The 23310-nt window shown below is 57.9% G+C and carries 21 protein-coding genes and 1 rRNA gene; 15 read left to right on the top strand and 7 right to left on the bottom strand.

Annotated elements, in window-relative coordinates:
• Positions 1-190: 190 nt before the first annotated feature.
• Positions 191-1519 carry a Cdc6/Cdc18 family protein gene (locus tag RR_RS09610; protein ID WP_004956661.1) on the top strand — a complete coding sequence of 443 codons (1329 nt, stop codon included), beginning with the start codon at positions 191-193 and terminating at the stop codon, positions 1517-1519.
• An 828-nt stretch (positions 1520-2347) separates the two neighbouring features.
• Here the strand turns inward: RR_RS09610 and RR_RS09605 are convergent.
• The gene (locus RR_RS09605; protein WP_004956660.1) at positions 2348-3502 is read right to left on the bottom strand and encodes an acyl-CoA dehydrogenase family protein; all 1155 of its coding nucleotides are present in this window, start codon (positions 3500-3502) and stop codon (positions 2348-2350) included.
• A gap of 126 nt (positions 3503-3628) precedes the next feature.
• On the opposite strand from RR_RS09605, the gene RR_RS09600 reads away from it, so the two are divergent.
• Positions 3629-4402 carry a DUF6517 family protein gene (locus RR_RS09600; RefSeq protein WP_004956656.1) on the top strand — a complete coding sequence of 258 codons (774 nt, stop codon included), beginning with the start codon at positions 3629-3631 and terminating at the stop codon, positions 4400-4402.
• 33 nt (positions 4403-4435) lie between these two features.
• Here RR_RS09600 and RR_RS09595 read toward each other — a convergent pair whose 3' ends face one another.
• The 4 genes from RR_RS09595 to RR_RS09580 all read right to left on the bottom strand — a co-directional run bounded on the left by RR_RS09595 (position 4436) and on the right by RR_RS09580 (position 8650).
• Complete coding sequence (locus RR_RS09595) at positions 4436-6088, bottom strand: long-chain fatty acid--CoA ligase (RefSeq protein WP_007188900.1); 1653 nt, start codon at positions 6086-6088, stop codon at positions 4436-4438.
• Between the two features lie 102 nt (positions 6089-6190).
• On the bottom strand, positions 6191-6793 hold the full coding sequence (locus RR_RS09590; protein ID WP_011223526.1) for a chemotaxis protein CheC: 603 nt from the start codon (positions 6791-6793) through the stop codon (positions 6191-6193).
• 100 nt (positions 6794-6893) lie between these two features.
• Positions 6894-7562: an O-methyltransferase gene (locus RR_RS09585; protein WP_011223525.1), complete on the bottom strand. Its 669-nt coding sequence runs from the start codon at positions 7560-7562 to the stop codon at positions 6894-6896.
• Between the two features lie 50 nt (positions 7563-7612).
• Entirely contained in the window at positions 7613-8650 is a 1038-nt protein-coding gene (locus RR_RS09580) for a DUF7504 family protein (RefSeq protein WP_049938867.1), read from the bottom strand.
• A 197-nt stretch (positions 8651-8847) separates the two neighbouring features.
• Between RR_RS09580 and RR_RS22385 the strand changes: the two genes are divergently transcribed.
• Positions 8848-9006: a hypothetical protein gene (locus tag RR_RS22385; RefSeq protein ID WP_004956641.1), complete on the top strand. Its 159-nt coding sequence runs from the start codon at positions 8848-8850 to the stop codon at positions 9004-9006.
• A gap of 243 nt (positions 9007-9249) precedes the next feature.
• On the opposite strand, the gene RR_RS09575 is transcribed toward RR_RS22385, so the two are convergent.
• A complete protein-coding gene (locus tag RR_RS09575; RefSeq protein ID WP_011223523.1) occupies positions 9250-9840 on the bottom strand; it encodes a thioredoxin family protein in 591 nt (196 codons plus the stop codon).
• 73 nt (positions 9841-9913) lie between these two features.
• Positions 9914-10246 carry a hypothetical protein gene (locus RR_RS09570; RefSeq protein ID WP_049938866.1) on the bottom strand — a complete coding sequence of 111 codons (333 nt, stop codon included), beginning with the start codon at positions 10244-10246 and terminating at the stop codon, positions 9914-9916.
• A 117-nt stretch (positions 10247-10363) separates the two neighbouring features.
• Between RR_RS09570 and RR_RS09565 the strand changes: the two genes are divergently transcribed.
• From RR_RS09565 to RR_RS09510, 12 genes are all read left to right on the top strand, one after another.
• Positions 10364-10858 (top strand): Lrp/AsnC family transcriptional regulator, encoded by a 495-nt coding sequence (locus tag RR_RS09565; RefSeq protein WP_004956629.1) that lies wholly within the window; start codon positions 10364-10366, stop codon positions 10856-10858.
• Positions 10855-12000: a pyridoxal phosphate-dependent aminotransferase gene (locus RR_RS09560; RefSeq protein ID WP_007188895.1), complete on the top strand. Its 1146-nt coding sequence runs from the start codon at positions 10855-10857 to the stop codon at positions 11998-12000. The genes RR_RS09565 and RR_RS09560 overlap by 4 nt, the downstream gene beginning before the upstream one ends.
• A gap of 137 nt (positions 12001-12137) precedes the next feature.
• Positions 12138-14630 carry a type II/IV secretion system ATPase subunit gene (locus RR_RS09555; protein ID WP_007188894.1) on the top strand — a complete coding sequence of 831 codons (2493 nt, stop codon included), beginning with the start codon at positions 12138-12140 and terminating at the stop codon, positions 14628-14630.
• Complete coding sequence (locus RR_RS09550) at positions 14627-16663, top strand: type II secretion system F family protein (protein ID WP_011223521.1); 2037 nt, start codon at positions 14627-14629, stop codon at positions 16661-16663. The genes RR_RS09555 and RR_RS09550 overlap by 4 nt, the downstream gene beginning before the upstream one ends.
• Positions 16664-16720: 57 nt before the next feature.
• Complete coding sequence (locus RR_RS09545) at positions 16721-17257, top strand: DUF7287 family protein (protein WP_011223520.1); 537 nt, start codon at positions 16721-16723, stop codon at positions 17255-17257.
• Positions 17258-17259: 2 nt separating this feature from the next.
• Positions 17260-17826, top strand: a complete 567-nt coding sequence (locus RR_RS09540) for a DUF7288 family protein (protein ID WP_011223519.1) — start codon at positions 17260-17262, stop codon at positions 17824-17826.
• On the top strand, positions 17820-18710 hold the full coding sequence (locus RR_RS09535) for a hypothetical protein (RefSeq protein ID WP_011223518.1): 891 nt from the start codon (positions 17820-17822) through the stop codon (positions 18708-18710). Before RR_RS09540 ends, RR_RS09535 begins: the two co-directional genes overlap by 7 nt.
• Complete coding sequence (locus tag RR_RS09530; protein ID WP_011223517.1) at positions 18707-19171, top strand: DUF7266 family protein; 465 nt, start codon at positions 18707-18709, stop codon at positions 19169-19171. The genes RR_RS09535 and RR_RS09530 overlap by 4 nt, the downstream gene beginning before the upstream one ends.
• Positions 19168-19728, top strand: coding sequence for a DUF7289 family protein (locus RR_RS09525; RefSeq protein ID WP_011223516.1), 561 nt, complete (start codon positions 19168-19170; stop codon positions 19726-19728). Before RR_RS09530 ends, RR_RS09525 begins: the two co-directional genes overlap by 4 nt.
• A 716-nt stretch (positions 19729-20444) precedes the next feature.
• A complete protein-coding gene (locus RR_RS09520; RefSeq protein ID WP_004956601.1) occupies positions 20445-20681 on the top strand; it encodes a UPF0058 family protein in 237 nt (78 codons plus the stop codon).
• 153 nt (positions 20682-20834) lie between these two features.
• Positions 20835-21131 (top strand): translation initiation factor eIF-1A, encoded by a 297-nt coding sequence (locus RR_RS09515; RefSeq protein WP_049909223.1) that lies wholly within the window; start codon positions 20835-20837, stop codon positions 21129-21131.
• Positions 21132-21763: 632 nt separating this feature from the next.
• A 16S ribosomal RNA gene (locus RR_RS09510) occupies positions 21764-23235 on the top strand.
• The last annotated feature ends 75 nt before the right edge of the window (positions 23236-23310 follow it).

Raw genomic sequence — 23310 nt, 5'->3', positions numbered from 1 at the left:
GAGAATGAAGAATCGCAGGAATCAAGTGTGTTAAGTCAGGTATCGGTGTAGCAGGCCGCTCGTAACTGTTTTCGAGTGGGAGCGGAGAAACACTTGCAGGGTGGTGTGTGACTGTTCGGCGTGAAAACACTTGAAACACTTGAACGGTGGTCACTGGTTTTATATAGAGCCACTCAAAAGGTGGAATACGATGGTCGACGTGAACGAGAACCCGTTCGACGGGACTGATTCGATCTTCGAACGAAAACAACCGCTGAAAAAAGACACGTTCACGCCGGATACGATCTTTCACCGCGACGAGGAAATCGAATTCTACATCAACGCACTTCAGGATGTCATTGTCGGCCACGACCCCAACAACGTCTTCGTCTATGGTCCAACAGGAGTCGGCAAAACTGCTGTTACAAAGTGGGTACGAGATAAACTCGAAGAGAAAGCCGAGGCTGAGGATATCCCGCTCACCGTTGTCGGTCCGATTAACTGCCGGAACTACCGGTCGGCGTATGCACTGGTAAATACGCTCGTCAACGAGTTCCGGGATCCTGAGAACCAGCTCCCGGAGAGCGGCTACAGCACTGACAGCGTCTTCGAGTTCCTCTACGAAGAGATAGAGGCTGTGGGCGGGAACGTGCTTATTATTCTGGACGAGATTGACAACATTCCTGCGGATGCACGGAACGACTTTCTCTACGAACTGCCGCGGGCCGAAGCGAACGAGAACACGCCGATCACCGATGCGAAGGTTGGACTTATCGGTATCTCAAACGACCTCAAGTTCGTCGACGTACTGGAACCCAAGGTGAAATCGACGCTGGGGGAGCGAGAGATCAAGTTCGGCCCATATGACGCGACTGAACTTCGAGATATTCTTGGCTACTACGCCGACATCGCGTTCCGGGAGGACGTGCTCGGCGAAGATGTCGTCCCGCTGGCAGCAGCCTTCTCTGCACAGGAACGCGGTGACGTTCGGCAGGGACTCCGAATCCTCGAAAAGGCCGGGGAGTACGCGCGGATGGAGGGTGCAGAGGGTGTAACGGAGGCACATACACGGCGGGCGACGGACACTATCGAAACCGATGAACTGCTGGATTACTTCGAGCACGATCTGAGTTCACAACAAGCATTGACCTATCTCGCCACGACGCTTGCACTCATCGAGCCGAAACACGAGGCGTCGACAAAACGGATCTACAATCTCTATTCCTCTATCGCGGAGTCGAGCGGTCGCCGCGTGAAATCCGAGCGGAAGATATACGAGTTCCTTGACCAGCTCTCAATGCAGGGACTGGTCCGTTCTGCGGAACGCAACCTTGGCCGCAAGGGCGGACGCAAGTATATTTATGAAGTCACTGATGACCCGACCGACATCATCAACGCTGCACTCCAGTCCTCCTACAGCGATGCTGTGCCGAGTAACGTCAACGGGATTCTCGAACATTATCTGGAAGACGAGGCGACTGAGTTCGAGGCACCGGACACTACTGACGACGAGCAACAGAACCTCTGGCAGTTCACGTAGCCACCCCCCGTCGGCTCACACGGCAGAACACTTGCACGGTGGTGTGTGTGTGTTCAGCGGCGGTCTAACTATTGTGGCGTCCAGAACAGTTGCAGGGTGGTGTGTGTCCCCACAGTAGACAGTGAAAGGGGGTGCAAACAGGCGGTTATCTGGTATCTGTTCCCCGCTGCAGTGTGTAGAACACTTGCAGACCGGTGTGTCCGTCCGGTTCCACCACGACCCTACGTATTCCGTTTCGAAAACACTTGCAGGGTGGTGTGAACCCGATCCGACGGGAAAACCGCCCAAAACGGCCTTTTGGAACACTTGCAGGGTGGTGTCTCAGCATACTCTCACACACCTCAAGCAGTACGTGAAACACTTGCACGGTGGTGTGCAAGGGCGAATCGGAACTCGGAACAACGCCACAAAAACACTTGCAGCGTGGTGTTTTCGTAGATTCAGACGCTTGCACACCTTCCGTGCGAACACTTGCAGGGTGGTGTGTGAACACGTGTTCACCATTCTGGTCTGGCTGTAGTCGAACTGGAAACACTCGCAGGGTGGTGATAGAACACTTGTATGGTGGTGTCGGGTCAACTGTCTGGTGATGTCAGAACACTTGTAGGGTGGTGTACCGACTCAGTATCACTCGCATGGACTTCGTACAGTAGCGTAATCCCTGTCTGGTTGGTATATCCGGGCTGTACAGGCTGTCCAGTCGTGAACAGCCGCTGGAGTGATAGCTGGCCAGCCACGCTCCTCCAAAGAACACTCGAAGGGTGGTGTTCCCGCGAAAAACACGCCGTTTGCGACGCAATCAATCGACAGTGACCGCTACTCTCTCCGTTACATCGGAGCCTGCTTGTAGATGAGGTTCCGCTGGATGTCGTTGGCTCCCTCGTAGATAACCGGAATCCGAACATCGCGATACACGCGGGAAATGCGGTTCTCCGTCAGCACGGACCGCCCACCGTGGAGTTGCATCCCCTTCTCCGCACAGTCCATTGCGGCTTCGGTCGCGTTGGTCTTTGCTAGTGCGGCCCAGTAGCCGGAGTTCTCCTGATTGGCGACGCGTTCGGCCGCGTGCCAGGTGAGGGTCCGGGCGGACTGGAGGCTGAGTTGCATATCGGCCAGTTTGTGCTGGACCGCCTGGAACTCGTCGACGGTCTTGCCGAAGGCTTCGCGGTCATGGACGAACTCCCAGGCTTCCTCGATGGCTGCGGCGGCCAGCCCGAGACCGTGTCCGCCGACGACGACGCGGCCGTGATTGAAGAACTCGGCGAGCATATAGAAGCCGGCCCCTTCGACGCCGACCAGATTCTCCTCCGGAATCCGGCAGTCGTCAAGCACGATGTGGGCCTGCTTGGACGCCCGGAAGCCCATCTTCTCGGGGATGTGCTCGGCGTGGTAGCCGTCGGCGTCTGTCGGGACGATAAACATCGAGTAGTTCCCGTAGCGGTCGTTCGGGTCGTCACCGGTCTTGGCGTACAGCGTCACCCAGTCCGCCTCGACACCGTTGCCGATCCAGTATTTTTCGCCGTTAATTACCCACTCGTCACCATCTTTCTCAGCGGCCGTCGTCATCCCAGCAAGGTCGCTCCCCGTTTCCGGTTCAGAGACGGCGAGACCGGTAAGCTGGTCGCCGGCAGCGACGGGCTTGAGGAACTCCTCTTTCTGCCAGTCCGCGCCGTGGTCCTCGACGATTTCTGCCCCGAAGCTGGCGAGCTGGATCGTCAGCGCGATTCCTGCGTCGGCTTTGTACAGTTCCTCTGCCATCGCAAGCATCTGCTGGAGGTCGTAGCCGCTCCCGCCCCACTCTTCGCCGATATCCTGTGCGACGAGCCCGGCCTCCGTCGCCGCTTCAAGCACGTCCCAGGGGTACTCCCCGGACGCGTAGTACTCACCCGCGACTGGCTCGATGTGCTCCGCGGCGAACTCCCGAGCCTCCTCCTTGACCTCGTGTGCGTGCTCCGGAACGAGTTTCTCGGATAGCAGGTCCATAGAGATTATCATGGTTTGTGTACTCATATACTCCGTGGAACTCTGCCAAACACCGTCGTAGTTGTTTCTGGGAAACTCCTGATAATCGGCCAGCACGCTTTTCCATGGCTGTAGCCTTCCTCGGACATGAATCGTCGAGACTACTTGCTCGCCGGAGCCACCCTTGGAACTGCCGGGCTTGCGGGGTGTTCGTTTCTGGCCGCAGCCGAGGCACCGCCACCGGACGTTCCGACAGCGCAACTGAACGACGGTGGCTGGACGCAAACGGCCCAGTCCTCGGAAACAGTATTCGACCGGAGCTACGGCCCGGTTTCGGTCGAGGCCGTCTCCAGTACGGTTCAGTACGTCGACGAACAGCTACAGGAGCGTGTCGCCGACCGTACTCTTGACCAGGTTCAGACTGCACTCTCCGTGTTTTTCGCCACCCGAGTGGATTTCAGCCCCAATCTGGACAATCTTCCGGCTGGCGTGGGGCGTGAGGAACTGCTGGCGGAAGTCAAAACAAACGCCCGCGACAGCTTCGAACAGCAGATGGAAGCGCAGGGGCTGACCGACATCGAGAAATCCGGCGAGGGGACAATCGATATCGACACCGGAGAGACAGCTGAGACGGTGGAACTGTCCGCCGTGTACCCATTCGAGGGGATTTCCTTCGACGTGACCGAGGACGAGGCCGTCGAGATACCAGCCAGCGACATCGACATCTCGGCGATGTTCGCCGTCTGGCACCACGGCGACTTCGTCGTCATTTCCGGGGGCGCGTACCCGGCACAGAACTTCGAGCAGGTCGTCGAAAACGACCTGAGCGACGGCATCACAGTCACCGTCGATGTCGACCTCGGACTCCAGCCCGAAACCTATCGGACCGAAGTCCGGAACCTCGTCACTGGCGTCCAGTAACGCTACTGAGCGGCTGAAAACGCGCCAACTCCCCTATTCCGGCGCGGCGTCGTCAGGGACGCGACCTTCGACGAGCGATTCGTCGGCGTACTCGTCACGGAGCGACTTTTTGTCGAACTTTCCGGTTGCCGTCTTCGGAACCTCGTCGATGGTGACGAAGTTGTCCGGAACCCACCACTTGGGGTAGGACTCGAGAATGTACTCACGGAGTTCATCACCAAGCGTCTCCTCGTCGGCATCGGCCGTCGGAACGATCATCGCAAGTGGGCGTTCCTGCCAGCGCTCGTGCGGGACACCGATGACTGCCGCCTCGTTCACGTCGTCGTGGGCTATCAGCTCGTTTTCCAGTTCGAGCGAGGAGATCCACTCTCCGCCGCTCTTGATAACGTCTTTTGCTCGGTCGACGATCTTGATGTAGCCGTCCTCGTCGACGGACACCACGTCACCAGTCTTCAGATAGCCGTCCTCGAACTCCTGTTCGTTCGCCTCCGGCCGCTTGAAGTACTCTGTCGTCACCCACGGCCCGCGGATGTGGAGTTCGCCGAAGTCCTCGCCGTTGTGTGGGACCTCGTCGCCGTTGTCGTCGATGACACGGAACTCCAGCCCGGGTGTGATGAGTCCCTGTTTCGAGCGCTTGTCCAGTTGCGTCTGGTAGTCAGCGTCCTCTAGGTCGCTCCGCAGGGACGCCACCGCACCCACCGGGGCCGTCTCGGTCATTCCCCAGGCGTGGACGAGTTCCACGTCGCGGTCGTCGAAGAACCGGATCATCGCTTCCGGTGCGGCGCTTCCGCCGACGATGAGGCGCTCAAGGGATGAGAGGTCAACGTCGTTCTCTTTGATGTACTCCATCAGTCCCAGCCAGACGGTCGGGACGCCGGCGGTGACGGTGACGTCCTCTTCTTCGATGAGCTTCGCAAGGTCCGCAGGCTCCGGCTGTGGGCCGGGGTAGACGTGCTTGGCCCCGCCGGCAGTTGCCGAGAACGGGAGACCCCACGCGTTGACGTGGAACATCGGGACGACGGGCATCATCACGTCGTCGTCGTCGAGTGGAATTCCCTGTGGCGATTGAATCGCCATCGTGTGGCTCCACAGCATTTGCTGGGTGTACTCGACGCCTTTTGGTCGCCCGGTCGTGCCGGACGTGTAACAGAGGCCGGCAGCGCGGTCTTCCTCCAGCTCGGGCCAGTCGTACTCCGTCGGCTGGTCGGCGATGAACGACTCGTAGGCAACGGCATCAAGCTCTGTCTCCGGGACGGAGTCACTCATTACGATGAACTGCTCGACCGTTTCGAAGGACTCTGGGTCCGCTGTTGCAGCGCCTTCGAGTTTCGGCAGGAGCGATTCGTCGACGAAAATGAGTTCGTCCTGTGCGTCGCTGACGATATACTGGATGTGTTCGTCGGGCAGGAGCGGATTGATAGTGTGTAGCTGCGCACCGGTTCCGGGTACCCCGAAGTACGTCTCGAAGTGACGGCTGTGGTTCCAGCAGAACGTCCCGAGCCGTTCACCGTCGCCGTAGCCGGCTTCTTCGATCGCGTTCGCTAACTGTGCCGTCCGTTCGGCATATTCGGCGTAGTCGTGGCGGACGATGCCCTCGTGGGTACGAGAGACGACCTCTGTGTCCGGATACAGTGTTTCTGCACGCCACAAGAACGGTCGTAGAGTTTGCGGGCTGCCTCCTGGCATATCATGACGCAAGGGCCCACGGTACAAGAAACACTGCTAAATCTTTCATGAGGGACAAGGAGTTCATCCGCAGTTCCCGCCGCCAGAATAAGTTCGGACCGCTTACACTTCGATTTCCTGCATCAGGTCGACCAGCTCTTCGAGTTCCGGAAATGTGTACACCTTCACGTTGATGTCGGACTCCAGTGCGTGGACGCGGGAGTCGAACATCAGCGCCATCTCGTTGTCCCGGTCGCCGACGAGCTGGTCCACCATCCCGCTCCCCGGGCCGAACGTGAAGTTCGGCGTGGAGATGTCGATGGTGGTATCGAGAACGTTTGCCCAGCCGTCGATGAAGCCGCTGGTCATGATGTTGCCGATCTCCTGAATCGCCGAGCGTTCCATGTCGGTGAAGCCGTTCGCGTTGGGGTCCGTCTCACCCATATCGCCGATCATCCCGGTGGCGAGGTCCTTTGCACTGGCGGCGTTGAACAGGAACAGGATGTGCCCGTGGGGCTTTTCCACCATTTCGATACTGATACCGATCTGCTTCTCGTCGCCGACGTGTGTTTTGATATCCGGGATATCGATGAAGTTGATCTTCGTGATCTCCATCTCCGTCTCCATCCCAGTCATCTGGCTAAGGTGGTTCGCAACGGTGTTACCGCCCTCTTTAGCCATCTGATTGAACAACCCGAGCTTCCGAATATCTATCATCAGACTCATTCGTTAGGACCAGCGTTGCCGCTGAGTTGTGTGCCCTCATACATAAGCTATGCACCCGCATTTTCGTCGGCGAGAATCGGAGCGTGTTGCTGCCGCTTGCTCACTCCACCCGGACGCTCACAGCGACGCCCTCACCGAGCGGTAGCAGCCCGGTCTCGAACGCCGGGTCGCTGCCGACGCGTTTGAGATACGCGGCGATACCGCGACTCGTTTCGTTGGCGTTGATGTCCTCGCCAGCCAGCAACGCCCGTACATCTGCAAATTCCAGCGGCCCGGCCTCGATCATGTTGTCAGCGACCACGGCCCCACCGACCGGCACCTTTGCCTGGACAGCCTCGAAGGCCTCTGCATAGCGGTGTTTCTCGTTATCAATAAGCACGACGTCGAACGGGCCGTCGTAGTTCTCGACGATTTCGATTGCGTCACCGTGCTCGAAGGCGGCTAGGTCGGCGAACCCGCCGCGGTCGAGGAACTCGCGGGCATCCTCGAGTTCGTCGGCGTCGATCTCCGTTAGGACAATCTGTCCATCGTCGGACACAGCGGGTGCCATCCAGTACGCCGAGTAGCCGAAGCCGGAGCCGAACTCGAAGACACGGTCGGCGTCGACCATCCGGGCGACGAGGCGGAGCCACCCGCCGACTGCGGGACCGACCGTCGGGAATCCCTCTCGGTCGGCTTTGGCGTCCATCTCATCGATAATTGCATCGCTGGCTGGCGCCAGTGTGCGAGCGAACTGCTCTGTCACTTCCGGGAGCGGGGTTTCGTCCATGTCAGGCTATGCCGGTAGCGGCAACATAAACGAGTGGGTCCGGACCGGAACTAGCCGAGTTCGAGGCGTTCGACGTACTGAATCACGGACTCCAGCGCGGGATTGGCGTAGTACTCAACAGTATTATCAGCTGTCTCGTACGAGAGAATCCCCAGATCGTCCAGCCGCGGAAGGTGATTGTGTGCCAGCGACACGCCAACCTCGTCGCGGGACTTCGGCGTCGTTCTGGCTGGAATAGCCTTTTCGCGTTCGTAGACGCGGTCGACGAGGTCGTCCAGTGGGACCTCGGTTTCAGACCGGTCTTTCAGGTGATACAGGAGACTGCGTCGCCGCGGAGCGGAGATCAGTTCCAGTACCTGGTCAAATGAGTACGGTATCGGAATCGTTTCGGGCTCCTCCGGGTCGCCCTTCTTCACGCCGCCAGGTGGGGTGACAGTGTCCCGAAACGTCGGCGTCTCTTCTGCGTCTTGCGACGCCGTGACGGTCCAGCCGTGGTCCGGGAGATACTCGTACACGACATCATACAGTGGCCGAAACATCTCGACTGTCTCCTCCGTATGGGCCTCGGGGTCCATGTGGTGATGGCTCGAGACGTCCATCTCGGCACATTGTCGGTTCAACGCAGTCACCAGCGCGATGACGCGGTCACGCTCCCAGCACTCGAGCAGCCCAGTTAGTGAATGCAGGCACAGAAGCAGCGGTGTATCTTCCTGCTCCAACCGACCGAGATGGCGAGAGACGGTCGCGCTGATGTCTATCGGCGCCACTGTTGCGGGAAGGGTATCAAGCGTCAATGAAGGAAACGCACCAGACGCTGCTGCCTGTGAGGTAGCCGGTAACTCGCTGCCGGCGTCGACGATGATCGCCTCTTCGGGCATCTCGTCGTCGAGGTGCTGCTGCCACAGCGAGAGGCGCGAATCGGGGGATTCGGACACTGTGACACAGATCGCCTTCGACTTACTGACCTCCTGCTCAGCCAGGAACCCGGCACACCCCTCTCGTTCGGCGTCGCTTGCATTGCGTGCCAACACCAATACGGACGCAGCCTCTTTCAGAGGCTGGTCAACTGTCCCACTCCCGGAGTTCATTGCGTACTGTATCGTATCTGGAACCATAAAGCCATCAACAAATAAGCGTTCCCTTGACATACGGTAACTTTTGATGAGCGCCACTCGAATACGAGACAGTGCTCGTCTCGGCTCTCTCTATACAACTAGCCTCTAGTGCCTATTCTATACCGTCTCAAGTCCGAGGATTTTTGCGGTACGATGCCGTATCAGTGTCTATGCCAGTCATGTCGAGTAGCGACTTTTCTATTCATATCGAGGAGTGTGATGAGTTTGATGATGGGATGCCGATAAGTTCACTTCCGGACGAAGTCACGTCCATCGACGACCTCGACTGCGAGTGCTGGAGCGGGTTCGAATCTCTGGACGAAATCTAACAGCAGGTATCGACGCCCGGGTTTCCAGAACTGGCTTCAGTTGACTGGTCGTCGAGCATCTCGTTGACGACCGTCTTCACCTCGGTGCTGAGTTTCTTATACTGTATGTATACTGACAACTAACCACTACCTAAGGTTCCCGTAGATACGATTGAAGTTATAACTAGTGCGTCTACTGGGTCACCATCTCAGCACGGGCAACGCATTTGTCTCGGTTGTCTTGCCCACGCCGGGCCATCCCGATCAAACGTCCCAGTACGCGGGTTCGTTACCGGGCTTCCACTTTATCGAGCACCCTCTGGATGGTTTCTCGACCGCCGTAATCTGGTCGCCATCCAGCAACGTTTCGACGTGTGTAGCCATCTCCCGCTCGCTCGGTTCGTCGTCCGGGTTCGGCGCGTCGTCAAGGCGGCCGTGGTACGCCAGTTTGAACGCCCCATTGTCGTTCCGGAACAAGAACGGGTCGGGGGTACAGCGGGCACCGTACGCGGCTGCGACATTTTGTGACTCGTCGAATAGATACGCGTCGTACTGTATCTCTCCGCGCTCGACGAGTTCCTGCATCCGCTCGAACGAGTCGTCGGGGTACTCCTCGGGGTCGTTGGCATTAATCCCGACGACAGCGAGGTCGTCGTATTCTGTCGCGAGGCGATTTAGCTCGTCTATCTTCGCTTTCGCGTATGGACAGTGGTTGCACGTAAATACAATTAGTAGTGCGTCCTTGTCCGCGAAATCCGACAGTGAGTACGTCGCCCCGTCGGCCCCCGGCAGTTCGAACGTCGGTGCTTCGTCCCCACGTCCGAGCACGTCGGACTCCGAATCGAGTGAAACCATCGCCTTCCACTACGGCTGTCGCCGTCAAAAGTCCACGGACGCTAGGCTGCCTTCTGTGACAGCCGTTTTTCGATCAACTGTCCACGTCGCTGGATGTCGCTGCCGCAGTATCGAAGGCCTTCGCTGCCTCGAACGCTGCGCTCCCGTCATCGACCGAGAACAACGTCTCTTCGCCCTCCGCTTCGTGCTTTTCCAGCAGCCCGACCGTCACTAGCTCTTCGAGCGTCCCGTCAAGGTATAGCGTCTTCAGCGGCACGCCAGCTTCCTCACTCAGGGCCGTTTTCGTGTACGTCTTGTCCACGTCCAGGCGGAGTATCGTGTCAATAACTGTTGCCGCCTTGTCGTGATTCGCGACATGTGCCCATCCAGTGTCAGAATCAGCCCGCTGGCCACCCTCTTCGAACATTAAGCGATATATAACCAGCAGAGATATTAAAACCGTCTGGTGCATTCCCGACCGAATGATGTGACGCTCTCTCACTATTGAGCAAGGCTTTTGTCCGCGTCACTCTGCTGGCACTGTATGAGCAGTCGCCGCGAGATACTCGACCTGCTACGGGAGAACGCTCGCTACACGACCGAGGACATCGCTCGGTTGACCGATTACTCCGAGAGCGAGGTAGCCGAGATTATCGACGAATTCGAGGAGGCAGGCATCATTCGCGGCTATCAGGCAGTCGTCGACTGGAACGCGGTCGAGAACGACGAGGAGCGCGTCCGCGCTACCGTCGAACTCAACGTCACGCTGGACCGTGAGACCAGCTACGACGACATCTCCGACCGGATCGCGAAGTTCCCGGAAGTGACTTCGCTACGCCTCGTCAGCGGCGACTACGACTTCGATCTGGAGGTCGAGGGCGATTCGATGCGCGAAGTGTCGCATTTCATCAGCGACAAAATCGCGCCGATCCCCGAGATCACGCAGACGGTAACCCACTACATCATGGAGTCGTACAAGGAGCAGGGGATGGAGTTCGACGACCACGACGACGACGACCGCCTGTCCGTCTCACCATGACATTCGAAGCAGCGGACAGAGTCGACAGCGTGCCGCCATCAGGCATCCGTCGGTTCTTCGAACTGGCCGAGGAGATGGACGACATCATCTCGCTCGGGGTCGGCGAACCGGACTTCTCGGCCCCGTGGTCGGCCCGTGAAGCCGCTATTGCGTCGCTCGAACGCGGCCAGACCTCCTACACCGCCAACCGCGGGAAACGGGAGCTCCGGGAGCGCATCGCGGACTACGAAGCGGCGACGCACAACCTGCAGTACGACCCCGATGAGGAAATCCTCGTCACGGCGGGTGCGAGCGAGGGCCTGGATCTCGCTTTTCGGGCACTGCTAAACCCCGGCGATTCGATCGCTATCGCCCAGCCGTGCTACGTCTCGTACGTCCCCGGTGCGACGTTCGCTGGTATCGACGTTATCGACGTTCCGACGCGCGCGGAAGATGAGTTCAAACTCACCCAAGAGGTGCTGGAATCGTCCGGTGCGGCGGAGGCCGACGCACTCGTATATTGCTTCCCGAACAATCCGACCGGAGCGACGATGACGGCCGAGGAGATGGCGGATGTTGCGGCCTTTTGCCGCGAAAACGACCTCCTCGTGTTCGCCGACGAGATCTACGCCGATCTCACGTACGAACACGACCACACGTCTATTGCTACTCTCCCCGGGATGCGTGAGCGGACCGTCGTGTTCAACGGCTTCTCGAAGGCCTTTGCGATGACGGGGTTCAGACTGGGATACGCGATGGCACCGCCGGAGGCTGTCGAGGCGATGAACCGAATCCATCAGTACTCGATGCTTTCGGCCCCGACGACGGCTCAGCACGCCGCTATCGAGGCGCTCGACAACTGCCGCGACGAGGTCACGGACATGGCCGCTCAGTACGACCGCCGGCGGAAGTACGTCCTCACGCGCTTCGAAGAGATGGGGCTGGACTGCTTCCCGGCGGCCGGAGCGTTCTACGCGTTCCCGGAATGTCCCTGGGACGATGCCGGTGAGTTCGCCGAGAGTCTCCTTCAGGAAAAACGGGTCGCGGTTGTCCCCGGAACCGCGTTCGGGGAGGGCGGGTCGGGCCATCTCCGAGTGTCATACGCGACGGGTCTCGACGATCTCAAGGAAGCAATGGCCCGGATTGAGTCATTCCTTAATTGACAACTAGGATCGGCGAAACATTCAGTATGGTCCACTTACTACCGTAAGGAGACCGTGATACGAACAACCGGAACTTCTTTTTCATCGACATTTGGTGGGGATAAACTTTTTTCCTGCCTAACGGGAGATAAATAACAATGGCTATCGATGATACTGGGGGAGGTGAGTCAGAACAGGTCAACAGTGGGGGGAATCTGACTGACGAGCCTGTACGGGTCGGCGAATACACGTGGGATGATCTCCGGCGAGAGGTACACGATGGGGGGCGGTTCGACCGGAGCGTGTACCTCGGCTTCGAGCCGAGAGAACTCAGTCAGCGACTCGAAGACGCGGCGAGTGCCGGGAAAACACTGCAAGCGCCGTTCGAAGAGTATCTCGACCCAACTACGACACCAGTCGCGAAAGACATCTACACGTGGGAGCATTTCAAACAGGAGTACTATTACGAGGACGGCAGTCTCCCCCGTGACAGTGACGGCGAAGTTATTCCGTTTGATGCAAGTGAGTATCTGCACTTCGACTCTGAACACACGGAAAACAAACTGTCCGCCGCTGAAGACATCGCCAGTGAACTGCACGAGTACGTCGATGAAAACACCGTTGACGTGAACCCGGAGCTGGACGAAGACGAGTTCTTCTCGACACGGGACGGCCACACGACCGTCGTCAACCGCTACGACCTCGAAAAAGCTGTTCCCCAGTCGAAGAAATCACATTTCAACGAACTGGAACGGTACTGGGTCAACAAACCCTACGCCTGCGTTATCATCTTCCACTCACGGAAAGAGAACGAGAAGAAGTACTACGTCATTGAGCCGTATCTCACCGATATTGAGATCGACCTTCGAGAGTTCCTCTCGGGCAAACTCAAGACCGCGATCAAGTACTCCGAGGACGACGTGATCGTTCAGGGGACTGATGCTGACCGGGCACAGGTCATCCAGCGGGAGGCCGAACAGCTCCTCTCGCGGTATGACCTCTACGACGGCTCAGTTTCCAGCCGTGGTGAAGAGAGCGTTCTCGGACAGGTCAAGGAACTGTTCGGGCTGGACGAGGAAACACAAAGTGAAACGACGGGACAACTCTCCGGCATTTCGACACGTCCCGAACCGGCTATTCTTGAAGATGACGAACCGAAGCTAAACGAGTATCAGGTCGAGAAGCTGCTGTATATGCTCAAGCGGGACTTCGTCGGCTACGCCCGCATCGACGGCGTCAAACACGATATCAACGTGGAAGATATCTCCTGTGACGGGTACAACTCCCGGGTGTTCGTCTATCACACTGACTACGAGCAGATCATCTCGAACGTCGAACACGGAAAAGGGGAACTCGACGACTTCGTCGTGAAGCTCGCACAGCGGTCCGGGAAGGGTATCTCGAAGCGCCAGCCACAGGTCGATGCGACGCTCCCGGACGGGTCGCGTGCCCAGCTGACACTGGGTAGGGAAGTGTCCGACCACGGGACGAACTACACTATCCGGCAGTTCAAGGACGTCCCCTTTACCCCTATCGACCTCATCAACTGGAACACGTTTTCGCTGGACGAGATGGCGTTCCTCTGGCTCTGTATCGAGAACAACAAGAGCCTCATCTTCGCCGGCGGTACTGCCTCGGGGAAGACGACAAGCCTGAACGCCGTCTCGCTGTTCATCCCATCGAACTCCAAGATCGTCTCCATTGAGGACACGCGTGAGGTCGAACTGCCACAGCGAAACTGGGTGGCAAGCGTTACGCGCCCTTCCTTTGGTGAAGACGACAAGGGTGACGTCGACGAGTTCGACCTGCTGGAAGCCGCACTCCGTCAGCGTCCGGACTACATTGTCATGGGTGAGATCCGCGGTGAAGAAGGTCGGACGCTGTTCCAGGTCATGTCGACCGGGCACACCACCTACACCACGTTCCACGCCGACTCGGTCGGTGAGGTCATCAAGCGGTTCACCACCGAACCGATCAACGTCTCGAAGACGCTGTTTACCGCGCTTGATCTGGTGTCGATTCAGACCCAGACGCGGGTCGACGGCAACAAGGTTCGCCGAAACAAGTCCCTGACCGAAATTAACGAGTACTCCGCGGAGAACGATGAGATCAACGTCCGGGACGTGTACGAGTGGCGCGCCGAGACGGATGAGTACATCCAGATGGGGAACTCGAACACGCTTGAAGAGATCAAGTTCGACCGTGGGTGGACCCAAGAAAAACTCGACGAAGAGCTGTTCAAGCGCAAAGTCGTCCTCGCATATCTCATCGAGAAGGGGCTCAACACCTACACGCAGGTTGCGGCGACCATCCAGGCGTTTATTAATGACCCCGACACCATTCTCACGCTCATCGCCAACGACCAGCTCGAACTGTCACTCGAGGACCTCCGAGAGATGGAATCTGTCAAGATCGATATCGACCCCGAAAAAGAGGAAATGGTGCCCCGGCCGGACGCGCCGCCGGAAATGGTCGAGGAGACAAAGCAGGTGCTTGACAACGCCCAGCCACTGTTTAACACCTACAAGAGCCGCGAAACGCCGGACATTGTCTCAGCGTTGATGGACGATTCCGAGGAGAGCGCTGACGAAGACAGCATCGACTTCGGTCAGTTCGTTCCGAAGGCCGGTGCGGAGGCAGATAGCGAATGAGCCTCGACACACCGGGTCAGCAACAGGTCGGCAGCGGCGGTGCGCTCGGCGACACGTTCTACCCGGCGTACCAGATGGTGTTCGACGACGAGGGCGACTTCGTCAGCAGTGTCGAGAACAAACTCGCGGAGGCCCGGATGGCCGACAACGTAGAGATGTTCCTCGCACGTGCACTCGCGGTCGGTGTCATCGCGGGTCTAGCGCTGTGGCTCGTCGGCACGTTCCTCGGGTATCTGCTGGTCCAGTTGTTGTTTGCCAGTGGAGAAGCGCCGACGCTCATCGGGATTCCAGTGTCTGAGAGCGTCTCAGAGATTCTCGCCGTGCTGAAACTCCCCTTCCTCGTCATCGTGACCGGCTTCGTCTTCGGTGCCATCGGGTTCGGTATCGGCTTCGGGTCGCTGGTCTCGATTCCGTATTTCCGTTCGAGCGCGCGTGAGCGCGAAATCAACGTCTTGTTGTCCGACTCAATTTCGTTCATGTATGCGCTGTCCGTGGGTGGGCTCAACCAACTCGAAATCCTGCAGTCGATGGGGAAAGCCGAAGACACGTACGGTGAAGTCGCAAAAGAGTTCCAGTCCATCGTACTGGAGACGGAGTATTTCGATACCGACTACCGAACCGCCGTCCGGAACCAGGCGCTTCAGACGCCCTCAGACGAACTGTCGCAGTTCCTGACGGATATGCTTTCTATCATCAATTCCGGCGGTGACATGACCTCTTTCCTCGAAGACCAGAAGGAAAAGCACATGCGAACCGCCCGGCAGGAACAGGAGAAGATGCTGGAGACGCTGGAGCTGTTCGGCGAGATGTACATGACGCTCTCGCTGTTTCCACTGCTTCTCATTATCATTCTGGTCATCATGTCGATGATGGGGAACGCACAGCAGTCGCTTATTTATGGGACTGTGTACGGGTTGATTCCCCTGACCGGCCTGGGCTTTCTCGTCCTCGTTTCGACTGTCACGCAGGACTCAATCGGGGACGGCTATCTGCGCTCGAGCCCCGGCGAGAAGGAACTCGTCGTCGATGAGGGCGTCGGCGTGTTCAACCTCGGGCTCATCGAGAGCTACACGGGGACCTACAGCGTCTTCGACCGGATCAAGAGTCGGGAGGGAACTCACGAACTTCTCGCCATCCTCACACGGCCTGACCTGTTCTTCCGTGACCATCCCCTGTTGGTGCTGTGGCTGACGGTTCCACTGTCAATTCTCGCTGTTGTCGCGGCTATCGTCATCGGCTGGGCCCCGTTATCGCTAGACGGGATGATCGCTGTCCCGGTTCGTTCGACGTTCTTCTGGGTGTACGTCCCGATGTACCTCAACTTCATCCCGCTGATGATCTTCTACGAGTGGAACCAGCGCTCGCGGAAGGCAATCATCGGGAAACTCTCGGAAAACCTCCGGAAGCTTGCATCGGCCAACGACACCGGGATGACGTTGCTAGAGTCGGTCAAGGTGGTCTCCGAGACGTCTTCCGGAAAGCTTTCCGACGAGTTCGAGACCATCCACGCAAAGGTCAACTACGGAACGAGCCTGAAAGACGCGCTTCGAGAATTCAACAACAAGTACAACGTCCCACGACTGGCGCGGACGGTCAAGCTCATCGCGGAGGCACAGGAAGCCTCCAGCCAGATTCAGGACGTGCTCTCGACGGCCGCGCAGGCCTCGGAGAATCAGGACGACATCGAACGGGAGCGCAAATCCCGGACGCGGATGCAGACGGTCATCATCCTGATGACCTACCTGACGCTGCTCGGCGTGATGGCGTTGCTAAAGACACAGTTCCTTGATGTGATGTCGGGGCTGGCGACGCAGGCCTCCGGGTCAAGCAGCTCGAGCGCGCCCGGTGGCGGCTTCGGCGGCAGCGTCGACACGGAACTGCTGTCGATGCTGTTCTTCCACGCAGTGACGCTGCAGGCGTTGCTGTCGTCGTTTATCGCCGGCTACATTCGGGAAGTGAAGCTCGTCGCAGGCGTCAAGTTTGCAGTCGTCCTGTCGACGATTGCACTGGTGGTGTGGATCGCCGTGGGTTAGCGCCTCACTCGCGGTTCGACAGCGGACGTATCAGATAATAAATAGGGTGTGTGGGATATGGATTCAAGAGCACAAACACCGCAGGACTTCGCCGTGGGGGTGAGTGTCCTGCTCGTGACGATAATCGGGGTATTGGCCTTCGTACAGGGTAGTGCGGTCGGCGTGTACGAATCCCCAGACGTACAGCGTAACCAACCAATTGCGGACAGAGCGGCGACGTACCTTGTTGAAAACCACTCGGTTGAGGGGACACGGAACCTCATTCGATACAACACGAGCGGTGGGATCAACGAGTCCCTCAACAATGACATAGCCAAGCACAGCGGAACGCTTGGCGACCTGAAATCGAGTGCCGGTCTCGACACCGCAACACAACGCCGGACAAACGCCACACTCAATGTAAGTGTGGTCAACGCGTCATCGCTCAAAGCAGGAACACGGGACCCGGCAGTTGATGACCACGACCAGCGGCTCGCTTGGGGGCCTGATGTCGCCGATAGAGACAACGTTGCGACGGCGTCCCGCGTAGTGAAACTGACCAACGCAACCGGCCAGTGCGACCCGGTCTGCTGGCTTGTCGTGAGGGTGTGGTAACGATGCGTGGCCAAGCCTACACCTTGGAAGGCGTTCTCGCGGCTATTGTCGTTGTGACCGCGACCGTTTACGGCCTGTCGGCAGTCGACACCGGCCCGTTCCAGACCGGCGCCCAGCAACGAACCGCGGCACTGGAAACCCGCGCAAGCGACACGCTATCACTGGCGGCAGAAACCGGCGCGCTGCACAACGCGACGGCGTGTTACAGCGTCGGCACACCGACACTCAACGGTAACCAGACGGGCAGCTCAACCGAGTTCGAGCGGATGTTGAACCGTACTTTCGACCGTCAGGGAGAACAGTACAATCTCTACTTCAGTTACTCGGATTCAGGCGTGCGCCAGACAGTTCTTGCCTCGCAGGAATCAGATGAGAACGTCGCTGAGCGGCCGGCTGATGCAGCTGTCGCAACCGAAACGGTGACCCTGACCGACAATATGCCTGCCCGAATCGGCGACTGCAGCGGTACCGGCCCGCCTCTCTCGGCGGTCGGCGGGTATTTTGCTCCCGACGCGGAGCCTGACTCTATCGTCTACAACGTCGTGGAGGTGCGTCTGGTCGTATGGTAGCCAACGAGCGCGGACAACTGCTGTTGATCGGTGGCGTCGCCATCGCTATCGTCGTGTTCAGTACGATACTGTTTGCCCACAGTCTCGCTGTCACTGACGGCATCACGACCACCGGCAGTGCGGATACTATTGAACGGTCGGCTGACCGCGAAGCCTCCGTTGAACGTGATCTCGGACGGCTTGCGGCCGAAACGCGGGGCGATGACCTCGATGAATTTGAGGCGCGATACGAGAACGCGCTTCAGAACTATACGGAGACGCACAATCGCGTCGTCGGAGGCAGCGGGGGGGCCTATCTGAACGCGACGCTGAACGAGTCGGCGTCGAATGGAACCGAAGTGAACCAAACGTCCTCATCTCGGTTCAATCGACCCGGCGGTACGGGATCAAACGTTGACTGGGATATCGCTCGAAGCGTGGACCGCGCTGTCGTATTCAATCTGACAGTGACCCGTATCCCTGGAGTGGGGCAAGAATTTATTGTCAAAGTGGAAGGCGACAGTGGGGATACTTGGAAGATGGTCGTGACAGAACCCGGCAATAAGGAGGTGGCGGTCACCCCACCTTCCGGATCGACGACTACCTGTTCAGGGGCCGGTGACGCCGATGTCGACCTCCTCGCCGGGACCTGTGACATCGGCGGGACGCCCGGAACATTCCCGGCGTTTACTGAAACACTCGACGCACCGTACACTGTCAGCATTGAGAAGGGAAACCGCGCACGTGGTACTTACCGCTTCGCGGCCATCGGTAACTTCCCAGGCACGAGCTACGATTCCGGAGACACCGCACCGTATCCCGTCGTTCCTGCTGTCGACTTGACCTATGACACACCATCTGCGAGCTACAACCGAACAGTCCTTGTGGAGGTGGACGACGGATGAGCCTCGACCGTCTCCTGTCCGACAGCCGTGGCGTCTCACCTGCAGTCACGCAGGCGCTCACTATCGGTATCACGTCGCTGCTGGTGACTGGTCTCCTCATCGGCGGGAGCCAGATGGTCGATTCACAGCGTGAGCGAGTGACCGAAGAAGCCCTAGAGAACGTCGGCGATGGTATCGCGCGCGACCTGGTTCGTCTGGATGCGTTCAACACTGAGAGCCTCAATTCGACGGTGTCGTTTCGTGCGACGTATCCGGAGCGGATCGCTGACCAGTCGTACAATGTCGAGGTCTCTCCAGATACCTCGCGCACACGCGTGTACGTGAATGCATCAGGACTGAATCGGTACGCTGTCGTCCGATTCGAAAATGAAACTAATGTCTGCCCATCTGTCGTTTCCAGCGGGCCACTAGCCGTCTCGTACAATGCGACGGCCGACTGCATGAAGGTGACACGCGGATGACATCGCCACTGTCAATCCCAGACAGTCACGACCGTGGCGTGTCCGATCTGCTTGCGTTTACGCTTACGTTCAGTATCATCATCACTGGCATTGCGCTGGTGACGCTCGGTGGGCTCGGTGCGTTCGACGCTATCCAACAGGGGGCAACAACTGATGTCGCCGAAACGTCGATGATCGGGTTCGCGGAGACTACAGATGACCACATCCAGGGCGATGCCCCACGACGGACCACGAGTATGAAACTCCAGGGCCACGGGCTCTCCATCCGGTCGTCAACGCTGAACGTAACTGTTGACGGACGGTCAACGAATATCTCGACCGGAGCGTTCATCCGGGAGACTGACTCCGAGACGGATATCGTCTACACCAGCGGTGCAGTGTATCGGGTCCAGCAGGAGGGACTGGTCGTCTCACGGAAACCCAGTTTCCGGTGTACCCCTGATAGCAGCAGTGCATACCTCTCCGTCCTTTCGCTTGACGGACAGACGGACTTCTCCTCGTCGAGTCGCGTCACAATCGAGACTGCTGTCCAGAATAAGACGCTCGTTTCGCCCTAGGCTGGCAAGCCACCGTCCGCGACAACCGTCTTGATCAACGTCTCGGAGACTGCGTACCCGGATGCGTGGCACCGTCTATTTGAGCAGGAACTACCAAACTGGTCGGGCCACTCGGAACCACACACGTACCAGTGTACAGGCATCAGCCGCGCTGTCGTCCACAACACAACGGTTGATATCCGTACCGTTACCTAACGGCCTGTACGCGGTGCATAGATCTGTCGCTATGGGATTTCAGTCCTGAGCGGTGAGAAAGCCGTTATGCAGCAGTCATCAGCGCCGCGATGAATGACCACTCCGTCCCGCTGTTTGCTTCTTCTTGTTTCGCCATAGCCGCAGTCTTGTCTCGTGGGTGCTTCCAGTTCATTACGACTATAGGTACGTGCTCAGCAGTCATGAAGTGTTCGATAACTAATATATTGTCGTGGTTTTTCATGATTGAGAGCGCTTCGCAGGTCAGCAGCCCACTCAATTACGTTAACCAGTATTGAGTGATAATTGACACGACAAAGTTTCCGCCGTTACATTTAATATTAGGGCCTGAAAGAAGAATATTACTATCTGTAACCGAAAGCACAAGAGGTAAACGGTACTGCGCCGGTAGACAGCTCTATTTTTGCAACTGAGATTGGTGAGTGTTGCATCCGAATGAGCATTACGTGTGGGTCATTGGCAAGGTAGTACTATTACCCTTCACTCCATAAGATTGGATACTAATGAAGAAGCAAGAACTCATTCACCTTCACAGTCTTCTCGCACAGGTACAACACCACTACGAGCACGAGGCGGACACAAGCGTTGAGCACGATCTCTACGCTGACCTTGGTGTCAAACCGACATCAATCCACAAATCGAAGACAGACCACAAAGAAGGGGTCTTTGCGCTCGCGTCCGGACTGACGGATGCGATGGCCGAGGAAGCCGACGAGCCACAGGCCCTGACTGCCGACTGAATCAACGCACTGTCGCCAGTCCGTTCTTATCGTTTCACTGCTTCCGATAGCTATTGGTCAGCTCTTGCCGTGGTACGGCCGTTGTGTCGGATCCATGGTACACGCTATCCCGCCTCTCAAACGACTTATACGGGAGGCGACCGTATTTATGCTGTGAGCGACGATTCAGGGCGGCGGAATCTCCGCATGCCTACAAACGACGAGATGTTTGCAGTGGTAACAGAGCACCTTGGCGGGAACCACGTCCGCATTCGCTGTGAGGACGGCGAAACCCGACTCGGCCGGATTCCAGGTCGGATGAAGTTCCGGACCTGGATTAACGAGGATGACATCGTTCTCGCCGAACCGTGGGACTGGCAAGACGAGAAGGCCAACATCGAATGGCGCTACAAGGGGCAAGACGCCGACCAGCTCCGTTCGGAAGGCCACATTGACTCGCTGACCGCCTAATTTTACCACTGTACCCGCGTCCTGGTTCACAACGACCTGAGATAGTTCTCTATCACAACCCCGGCGGGCCCCTGTTCTGACTGCTGTCTTCCTGCGTCTCCTGACGCCTGTTTCGTCATAGTGTCTGGTATACTACGACTGTCTACCGTCAGGTCTGTATCCCTTCCAATTGATATATAATGGCTTTCTGACCTCCGGTCATTGAACCCCATGTCAGGATTCAAGAACAAATACACATTGGATGATAGACAGACTGGCGCTGTCTTGCGATTATGCGTGTCACGCCATCACGTTACGTATGCGTCGTGTGTGTCCTATACAGGGCGGGTGTGAGACGATTCATTTATATGTTCCCCCGTCTTCTGGACTAATGCGAAGGTCGCACCGGGCAGCGAGCCCGGGTCGACACGCTCGGTCGGCCACCTGGGTCGGCTTGAGCTACGAGAGGATCTCGCTTTCCCCTCTGGGGCCTGCGAGATCCACCCTATGAGGATTCCACCCCTGCGGTCCGCCGTTAAGATGGAATCTGATGTGAGCCCACGGACCCATGCAGTAGTCAACACTGGTGTAGGAACCAGTGTGTTAGCTTCCGACGGAGTGCAACCACTTCCGCCGCTGATGTATATCAGCACATTCCGGTTGATCCTGCCGGAGGCCATTGCTATCGGAGTCCGATTTAGCCATGCTAGTTGCACGAGTTTAGACTCGTAGCATATAGCTCAGTAACACGTGGCCAAACTACCCTACAGACCGCGATAACCTCGGGAAACTGAGGCCAATAGCGGATATCACTCTCAGACTGGAGTGTCGAGAGTGAGAAACGTTCCGGCGCTGTAGGATGTGGCTGCGGCCGATTAGGTAGATGGTGGGGTAACGGCCCACCATGCCGATAATCGGTACAGGTTGTGAGAGCAAGAGCCTGGAGACGGTATCTGAGACAAGATACCGGGCCCTACGGGGCGCAGCAGGCGCGAAACCTTTACACTGCACGACAGTGCGATAGGGGGACTCCGAGTGTGAGGGCATATAGCCCTCGCTTTTCTGAACCGTAAGGTGGTTCAGGAACAAGGACTGGGCAAGACCGGTGCCAGCCGCCGCGGTAATACCGGCAGTCCAAGTGATGGCCGATATTATTGGGCCTAAAGCGTCCGTAGCTTGCTGTGTAAGTCCATTGGGAAATCGACCAGCTCAACTGGTCGGCGTCCGGTGGAAACTACACAGCTTGGGGCCGAGAGACTCAACGGGTACGTCCGGGGTAGGAGTGAAATCCTGTAATCCTGGACGGACCACCAATGGGGAAACCACGTTGAGAGACCGGACCCGACAGTGAGGGACGAAAGCCAGGGTCTCGAACCGGATTAGATACCCGGGTAGTCCTGGCTGTAAACAATGCTCGCTAGGTATGTCACGCGCCATGAGCACGTGATGTGCCGTAGTGAAGACGATAAGCGAGCCGCCTGGGAAGTACGTCCGCAAGGATGAAACTTAAAGGAATTGGCGGGGGAGCACCACAACCGGAGGAGCCTGCGGTTTAATTGGACTCAACGCCGGACATCTCACCGGTCCCGACAGTAGTAATGACAGTCAGGTTGACGACTTTACTCGACGCTACTGAGAGGAGGTGCATGGCCGCCGTCAGCTCGTACCGTGAGGCGTCCTGTTAAGTCAGGCAACGAGCGAGACCCACACTTCTAGTTGCCAGCAACACCCCTGCGGTGGTTGGGTACACTAGGAGGACTGCCATTGCTAAAATGGAGGAAGGAATGGGCAACGGTAGGTCAGTATGCCCCGAATGGACCGGGCAACACGCGGGCTACAATGGCTATGACAGTGGGATGCAACGCCGAAAGGCGAAGCTAATCTCCAAACGTAGTCGTAGTTCGGATTGCGGGCTGAAACCCGCCCGCATGAAGCTGGATTCGGTAGTAATCGCGTGTCAGAAGCGCGCGGTGAATACGTCCCTGCTCCTTGCACACACCGCCCGTCAAAGCACCCGAGTGGGGTCCGGATGAGGCCGTCATGCGACGGTCGAATCTGGGCTCCGCAAGGGGGCTTAAGTCGTAACAAGGTAGCCGTAGAGGAATCTGCGGCTGGATCACCTCCTACTGACCGGGATCAGGGCTCTGCCCTGACCCACCTACACTGACTGGTGACCACAAGTCACCGCGAGTCGGTAAGC

This window comes from Haloarcula marismortui ATCC 43049 (assembly GCF_000011085.1).
Lineage (GTDB): Archaea > Halobacteriota > Halobacteria > Halobacteriales > Haloarculaceae > Haloarcula > Haloarcula marismortui.
Note: the sequence above shows the minus strand (reverse complement) of the source record. Positions and strands in the feature narration are given on the sequence as shown.